The 501-nt window shown below is 51.1% G+C and carries 1 protein-coding gene; it reads right to left on the reverse strand.

Annotated elements, in window-relative coordinates; translation table 11 throughout:
- The coding region (locus FS736_RS23410; RefSeq protein ID WP_186326900.1) for an RHS repeat domain-containing protein at nt 1-501 on the reverse strand (501 nt) is incomplete at both ends.

Genomic DNA, 501 nt, shown 5'->3' on the forward strand with positions numbered 1-501 from the left:
TGGTTGTCCGGTCCGTTGTAGTACTCTGCATAAGGAGATCCGGTCGCGCTGTATTCCTTATGGAGGACATTGGACAGTCCTTCGTACAGGTAGGTCGTTTCCTTGTGGTACACATGATCCTTGCCATTCTCACCGTATTTCTTGTACAGGCCAAGCTTCTTGCCTTGTCCCGGGTTGTTGAATGGGCCGTTTGCGGATTTGGCGTTGTCGTTGCAGTTGGCTTTCCCTTTGGCCTTGCCCTTACTATTCTCGTTGCCTTTTCCTTTTTCCTGCCCTTTTTTCAGGCCATCGAAATCCTTCCAGGACATTTCCTCCCGGTAGATGCGGCGTCCCATGCCGTCATAGGAGTAGCCGACATAGCTTTCATCCTCGAACTCGGCGAGGGTCAGCTGGTCCCTGTTGTTGTAGCTGTATCGGACATTGCCTTCACTGTTTGTTTTGGAGATGACATTGCCGTTGTCGTCATACTCATAACGTTCTTTTCCGGCTGTCTGCAGCTGG

This window comes from Cytobacillus oceanisediminis 2691, from assembly GCF_007678455.1.
GTDB classification, from domain to species: domain Bacteria; phylum Bacillota; class Bacilli; order Bacillales; family Cytobacillaceae; genus Mesobacillus; species Mesobacillus oceanisediminis_A.